The sequence below is a fragment of the uncultured Tessaracoccus sp. genome (assembly GCF_947255005.1).
In the GTDB taxonomy this organism is placed as follows: domain Bacteria; phylum Actinomycetota; class Actinomycetes; order Propionibacteriales; family Propionibacteriaceae; genus Arachnia.
The window spans coordinates 24241-30548 of sequence record NZ_CAMYFI010000028.1; the positions used below are offsets into that span (position 1 = coordinate 24241).

A 6308-nucleotide genomic window follows, 5' to 3' on the forward strand; every position below is an offset into this window, starting at 1 on the left:
ATGATCTCGACTCGCGGCCTGCGCCCGCGGCTCAATCATCGATGCTAGGAACCCGCCGTTCTCGATGGTTGAGTAGCGGCGAAGCCGCGTATCGAAACCCCGCCGCCGATTGACTCACTTCGGGCACCCCGGCACCGAGCGCTACGCAGTAGGCTTGGGCCATGGCTGAAACCATGGAACTCTCCCCGGAACTGCTGGCGATCCTCGCCTGCCCCTCATGCCACGCGAAGTTCGCGGTCGACTATGACTCGAACGAGCTCGTTTGCACGAATCAGTCGTGCGCGCTGGCCTACCCGGTGCGCAACAACATCCCTGTGCTCCTCATCGATGAGGCGCGGTCCACGCTGTGATCCCCTTCGATGACGCCCGCCTGGAGGCGCCGACACTCGCCGACCACGAGGGACTGCGCTGGCTCGCCTCTGCCGGCGCGAGAGTCCGTCGGCTGCAGCTCGACGCCATCCTGCCCCAGCTCGAGCGCAGCGATCGCCCCCGCGGCGTTCTACTGATGGGCGCCGAAGCCAGGCTGATGCGCGCGGTGCTCGAGCCTGTCTGCCCGGTGCCGCTCATGGCATGGTCAGGCGCAACGCTGCCCGCGTGGGTTGGTCCGCTCGATCTGGTTGCCCTCGTCGACGATCAAGACCCAAGCTCCGGCCTCCTCGACGCAGCTGCTGGAGCCGCGCGCAGGGGAGCGACGCTGCTGGTCGCGGCTCGGGAGCATTCGCCGCTGGCTGAGGTGACGTCGGGCGCCGGGACGACGCTGGTTCCCATCGATGAGCACGATCCGACGGCGGCCGCCGTGGCGCTGCTCACGTTGCTGGGGCAGCTGGGGTTGGGCCCGCACGTCAACCTGGAGGGTGTCGCTGAGGCGGTGGACCTCGTCGCGGAGAGCTGCTCGCCGCTCAAGGACCTGTCGTCGAATCCGGGCAAGGAACTGGCCATCGCGTTTGCTGACCATGTGCCGTTGATTTGGGGCGGCTCAGTGTTGGCCAATCGTGCGGGGCGGCGCATCGGTGAGGCGCTCCGGCATGCCAGCGGCGTGCCCGCGTTGGCCGCCGATGCCACAGAGCTGGCGGCGGTGCTGCACAACACGGAGCGACGAGACCCGTTCGCCGACCCTGAGGATCAACCCTGCACACCGATGGTGCTTCTGCTCGACGTTGACGAGGTGCTGCCGGGAGTGCGGGCGCGGGTGAATGAGATCGAGAACTTGGCGGATGCAGCGTCGGTGCGTGTGGTACGCATTGCGTCTGGTGCCGCTGACTATCCGCTGGCCCCCGTTGAACGCTACGTGACACTGCTCGCACGTGGGTTGTACGCCGTCGAATATCTGAAGATTGGATTGTGTCGATGACGATGAAGGTGCTGGTGTTGAACGGCCCGAACTTGGGCAGGCTCGGGTCGAGGCAGCCCGACGTGTATGGCGCACTCACCTACGAGAGGCTGGCGGAGCATCTCGTAGAGACGGGCAAGCCGCTCGGCTTCGACGTCGACGTGCGGCAGACCGAGCACGAGGGGCAGATGATCGAGTGGCTGCATGAGGCCGCCGACGGTGGGCACCCCGTCGTGATCAATGCCGGGGCGTGGACGCACTACTCGTACGCCATTGCCGACGCCGCCGCCCTCGTGTCGCGCTACGTCGAGGTACACATCTCCAATGTGTTCGCGCGCGAGGAGTTCCGCCACCACTCGGTGTTAAGCGCCGGCGCGGCGGGGGTCATCGTCGGCTGCGGGGTCGGCGGCTACGACCTCGCCCTCGCACATCTCGCGTCGCTCGCCTAGCCGACGTTCCCCGCGCGGGCTATGCGCAACCTATGCAGCACCCCGCCGTGCCGCCCCAAGCACCTGCAACCTGTGCGGCAACTGAGCGGATCAAGTGTCACCTGCTTCCCGACGGCGCCTCGTCGCAGCTAGGCAGGTGACACATGTTCCGGGACTGAGCCGCACAGGTTGCACCTGCCTGGCGGGACGGCACCTGCCCGGCGGGACCGCGCCCCGACGACCACCCGTCAGCCCGACGACCATCCATCGGGGCGACGGACATCGTCAGGGCAAAGCGCGTACGCTTGGCTACCGTGGAATACCAAGTTGCAGACCTGTCGTTGGCCGAGTTCGGACGTAAGGAGATCACGCTCGCTGAACACGAGATGCCGGGCCTCATGGCCATGCGCGAGCGCTACGCGGCGCAGCAGCCGCTGAAAGGCGCTCGCATCGCCGGTTCGATTCACATGACCATCCAAACCGCCGTGCTCATCGAAACCCTCACCGCGCTGGGTGCGGAGGTGCGGTGGGCGTCGTGCAACATCTTCTCGACGCAGGACCACGCGGCGGCGGCGATCGTCGTCGGCAAAGACGGCACCCCCGACGACCCCCGCGGCGTGCCCGTGTTCGCGTGGAAGGGTGAGACTCTCGAGGAGTACTGGCAGTGCACATCGCGCATCTTCGACTGGGGCGACGAGCTGCCCAACATGATCCTCGATGACGGCGGTGATGCCTCAATGCTCGTCCACGAGGGCGTGCGGGCGCAGGAAGCCGGCTCAGTCCGCGAAGCAACCGACGCCGACTCCCACGAGTTCTGCGTCTTCCTAGACACCCTGCGCAACAGCACCCTCGACTGGAAGGCCATCGCCCAGTCAGTACGCGGCGTGACAGAAGAAACGACGACGGGGGTGCACCGTCTGCATGAAATGCATCGCAACAAGGAGCTGCTCTTCCCGGCCATCAACGTCAACGACTCCGTAACCAAGAGCAAATTCGACAACAAGTACGGCTGCCGCCACTCGCTCATCGACGGCATCAACCGCGCCACCGACGTGTTGATCGGCGGCAAGGTCGCCGTCGTGTGTGGCTACGGCGACGTGGGTAAGGGCTGCGCAGAGTCGTTGCGCGGGCAGGGAGCCCGCGTCATCGTGACAGAGATCGACCCCATCTGCGCGCTCCAGGCCGCGATGGACGGCTACCAGGTGGCGCGCCTCGACTCCGTCCTCGAAGAAGCCGACATCTTCGTCACCTGCACCGGCAACCGCGACATCATCATGGCCGATCAGATGGCCCGCATGAAGCACCAGGCCATCGTCGGCAACATCGGCCACTTCGACAACGAGCTCGACATGGCCGGCCTCGAAGCCCGCACCGACGTCACCAAGATTGAGATCAAACCGCAGGTACACGAGTGGCGCTTCGACGACGGCCACAGCATCATCGTGCTCTCCGAAGGCCGCCTGCTGAACCTCGGCAATGCCACGGGGCACCCGTCATTTGTGATGAGCAACTCGTTCACCAACCAAGTGCTCGGGCAAATCGAGCTGTTCACGAAGCGCGACGAGTACCCCACTGGCGTGTACGTGCTACCGAAGCACCTCGACGAGGAAGTCGCCCGGCTGCACCTTGACGCCCTGGGTGCCGAGCTAAGCACGCTCACGCAGGCGCAGGCCGACTACATCGGCGTCCCCGTCGACGGGCCGTTCAAGCCGGACACCTACCGCTACTGAGTCGATCCGCCACTACGCACGATGGTGTGAGATCTGTTACGGAAGCCCCGCAACAGGTCTCACACCGTCTGGCGTCTTGGGGTGAGGCGCCGGAACCCCGACGCGCCTCGCGCCGAGTGAGCGCCGCTTACGGATTCGACTTCAGCGACTCCCAGATCTCTTTGCACTCAGGGCAGACGGGGTAGCGATCGGGATTGCGTGACGGCACCCACACCTTGCCGCACAGCGCCACGACGGGGGTACCGTTTACCATCGCTGCGGTGAGCTTGTCTTTCGGCACATAGTGCGAGAAGCGGTCTTGGTCGCCGTCCTCGAACACCTCCGTGCGTTCGTCGAGCAACGTCTGTGAACCGGGGGCCATCTCACTCATGCCCCACATTCTACGACGGCGCTCCTCACTGCTTCAGGTGAGCAGCGATACCGTCAGCCACAGCACCAATCCACCAAGTGCCAGCGCGCTGCTCACCATCCACACCCAGAACCAGGCGCTGTGGGTTTCTTTCGTTTTTTTCGGCTGATACTTGCCCTGCCCCAGGTAGCTGCCCAGCACGCTGACGGGAGTCTCGGAGCGCGGCGACACGCTCTCCGATGCAGCCCCGACGAATGCCATCGGCGTGACGGGCGCCGCAGGAACGGCAACGCCGTCCGACGGGAGACCCGTCGCTCTGGGCATAGGGGAGTAGAGGTCGCCACCAGGCAGCTGCGCCGCGAAGTGGTCGAGTGTTTGCGCGAGCTGCGCGGCGGTTTGGGGGCGACGGTTCGGGTCGGGGGAGAGCACAGAGGCGAAGAACGTGTCGAGGCTCGCGGGGGCGCCGATTTGTTCGGCAATCGGCACGGGGCCGATGGCGGAGTTGCGTGAGAGCAAGTCTTCCAGCGTCTTGATGGGAAACGGCGGGTGCCCGGTGAGTAGGGCGTAGGTGACGCATCCCATCGAGTAGAGGTCGGAGCGCTGGTCGAGCTGCGTCGACTTCGCTTGTTCGAGGGCCATGTACGCGGGCGTGCCGGCGGTCATAGTCTCGCGGTACTCGTCGAGGAGAGATTTGGCGACACCCAGGTCGGCCAACAGCACCTTCACCCCGGATTTGGTGTTGTTGAGCAGCACATTTCCAGGCGTGATGTCGCGGTGAACGAGTTGGTGCTTGTGCAGTACCTCCAGCGCTCTTGTCGCTTCGGCACACAACCGCAGCGCGAGGCCGGGCTGTACCCGTCGTTTCCGGAGCTGATCGAGCGAACCGCCATTAGCGATATCCATCACGTAGTAGGGTTGGCCGCGGCTGGTGGTGCCGATATCGTAGACGCGCACGATGCGCTCGTCAGAGAGTCGCCGCAGCAACCTGGCCTCGGCGAGGAAACGCCCGCGCACATCGTCGTTAGATGACCAGTTTTCCGCCAATACCTTGATGGCGACGGCGACGTCGAGAGTGTCGTCGTGGCCCTGGTATACCGTCGCGAACGATCCGGACCCGATACGTCCGGTGATGCGATATCGGTCGATCATCTCCATCTCAGATCCATTATCGTGCCAGATGGCTACGAAAGGAAAGCTGCGGCCTTTGTCTGGCATGCTTGGTTCTATGACGCAGATGCCACAGCAACCACCACCTGGTTGGTACCCTGACCCCGCCGGCGGATCCGGTGAACGTTTCTGGGATGGGGAAGCATGGTCGCAGGCCACCAGAGAGCAGTCAGCTTCGACGCAGGAGCAGCCGCCAACGCTCCCGCAGGCCGAAGGGACTCCGTACGTTGACCCCAGGCTCCGCGCCCACTCGAGCGGCTACGGCACCCAGGGTGCTGGGTACGGCGTCTCGGGGTATAGCTATGGCAAGCAGATACCTGTGCAAGGTGGTTACGCGCTGGCAGGGTTTTGGTGGCGCGTACTGGGATTCATCATCGACAGCATCATCGTCGGCGTTGTGAATGGCATACTCACCGCTGGGTTGAACTCCGGCATCGACAGCCAACTCGATCGCTACCTCGTACAGTTCATCGACTCGCTCACCGACCCGACCGTTCCGGCGCCGGAGATTCCGATGAGCCTCATCCAATCTCTGGGCACAATGGCGCTAGTCACCACCATCGTGTGGACTGCGTACCGCACCATCCTGATCGGCACCATGAACGCCACGCTCGGCCAGAAAATCTGCGGTCTGCGGGTTGCGAAACTGGGCGACGAGCAACTCGCCCCCGTGGGGTGGAAGGTCGCCGTCATCCGAGGTGGCATCGGGGCCATCATCTATCAGGTCATCGGTTTCCTGGCGCAGATCACCGTGCTGTTCCTCGATCGTAAGCAGACGCTGCCCGACCTGCTGTCCAAAACCGTCGTCGTCAATACTCGAGAGGCTGTGTAAGTGAGCATCGCGCATCCGTCGCTTATCGCACTCGCGGACCATTTCGGCATCGCCCGCGATTTCTGGGACTGGAAGGGCCGACACGTCGACATCCCAGCGGAGACCATCGTCGCGGTGCTCGCGGCCCTCGACGTCGACGCCCGCACGCCGGAGCTGTGCGACGAGGCCCTGCAGCGTATCGAATCCGAGCGCTGGTACACCGTGCTGCCGCCGTGCACCGTGCTCGAAGAAGGACACGGACGCACGATTGAAGTGCATGTCGCATCCGGTCACAGTGTCGCACTCGTCGTTGAGCTGGAACAGGGTGGCACGCGCGAGGCGTGGCAGGTGGACAACTTCGTCCCCGACCGCGAGGTGGGCGGCCAGTGGCGTGGTGAGGCGAGTTTCTGGGTTCCGGGCGACCTCCCGACGGGCTATCACCGGCTGGTCGCCACCACCGACGGGGTGCGCCACGAAGCTGCCGTCATCGTGA

7 protein-coding genes and 1 pseudogene are annotated in these 6308 nt (G+C 64.7%); 6 read left to right on the forward strand and 2 right to left on the reverse strand.

What is annotated here, in order from left to right:
* Positions 1–161 precede the first annotated feature (161 nt).
* From Q0X61_RS07530 to ahcY, 4 genes are all read left to right on the forward strand, one after another.
* On the forward strand, positions 162–350 hold the full coding sequence (locus tag Q0X61_RS07530) for a Trm112 family protein (protein ID WP_297741874.1): 189 nt from the start codon (positions 162–164) through the stop codon (positions 348–350).
* A complete protein-coding gene (locus Q0X61_RS07535; RefSeq protein ID WP_297741876.1) occupies positions 347–1351 on the forward strand; it encodes an SIS domain-containing protein in 1005 nt (334 codons plus the stop codon). Before Q0X61_RS07530 ends, Q0X61_RS07535 begins: the two co-directional genes overlap by 4 nt.
* A complete protein-coding gene (locus tag Q0X61_RS07540) occupies positions 1348–1779 on the forward strand; it encodes a type II 3-dehydroquinate dehydratase (protein WP_297741878.1) in 432 nt (143 codons plus the stop codon). The genes Q0X61_RS07535 and Q0X61_RS07540 overlap by 4 nt, the downstream gene beginning before the upstream one ends.
* A gap of 293 nt (positions 1780–2072) precedes the next feature.
* Positions 2073–3488 carry an adenosylhomocysteinase gene (gene ahcY / locus Q0X61_RS07545; RefSeq protein WP_297741880.1) on the forward strand — a complete coding sequence of 472 codons (1416 nt, stop codon included), beginning with the start codon at positions 2073–2075 and terminating at the stop codon, positions 3486–3488.
* Between the two features lie 127 nt (positions 3489–3615).
* Here the strand turns inward: ahcY and Q0X61_RS07550 are convergent, their stop codons facing one another.
* Both Q0X61_RS07550 and Q0X61_RS07555 read right to left on the reverse strand, forming a co-directional pair.
* Complete coding sequence (locus Q0X61_RS07550) at positions 3616–3858, reverse strand: DUF3039 domain-containing protein (RefSeq protein ID WP_297741882.1); 243 nt, start codon at positions 3856–3858, stop codon at positions 3616–3618.
* A gap of 33 nt (positions 3859–3891) precedes the next feature.
* Positions 3892–4992 (reverse strand): serine/threonine-protein kinase, encoded by a 1101-nt coding sequence (locus Q0X61_RS07555; RefSeq protein WP_297741884.1) that lies wholly within the window; start codon positions 4990–4992, stop codon positions 3892–3894.
* Between the two features lie 70 nt (positions 4993–5062).
* On the opposite strand from Q0X61_RS07555, the gene Q0X61_RS07560 reads away from it, so the two are divergent.
* Both Q0X61_RS07560 and Q0X61_RS07565 read left to right on the forward strand, forming a co-directional pair.
* Positions 5063–5836: an RDD family protein gene (locus Q0X61_RS07560; RefSeq protein WP_297741886.1), complete on the forward strand. Its 774-nt coding sequence runs from the start codon at positions 5063–5065 to the stop codon at positions 5834–5836.
* Positions 5837–6308 (forward strand): annotated as a pseudogene (locus tag Q0X61_RS07565) (4-alpha-glucanotransferase); the annotation flags it as partial. It abuts the gene before it with no gap.

What these genes read in the sequence shown, in the direction of transcription:
- Q0X61_RS07560 (WP_297741886.1), top strand. Translation starts at nt 5,063, where the DNA reads ATGACGCAGATGCCACAGCAACCACCACCTGGTTGGTACCCTGACCCC.
- Q0X61_RS07530 (WP_297741874.1), top strand. Translation starts at nt 162, where the DNA reads ATGGCTGAAACCATGGAACTCTCCCCGGAACTGCTGGCGATCCTCGCC.
- Q0X61_RS07550 (WP_297741882.1), bottom strand. Translation starts at nt 3,858, where the DNA reads ATGAGTGAGATGGCCCCCGGTTCACAGACGTTGCTCGACGAACGCACG.
- Q0X61_RS07555 (WP_297741884.1), bottom strand. Translation starts at nt 4,992, where the DNA reads ATGGAGATGATCGACCGATATCGCATCACCGGACGTATCGGGTCCGGA.
- Q0X61_RS07540 (WP_297741878.1), top strand. Translation starts at nt 1,348, where the DNA reads ATGACGATGAAGGTGCTGGTGTTGAACGGCCCGAACTTGGGCAGGCTC.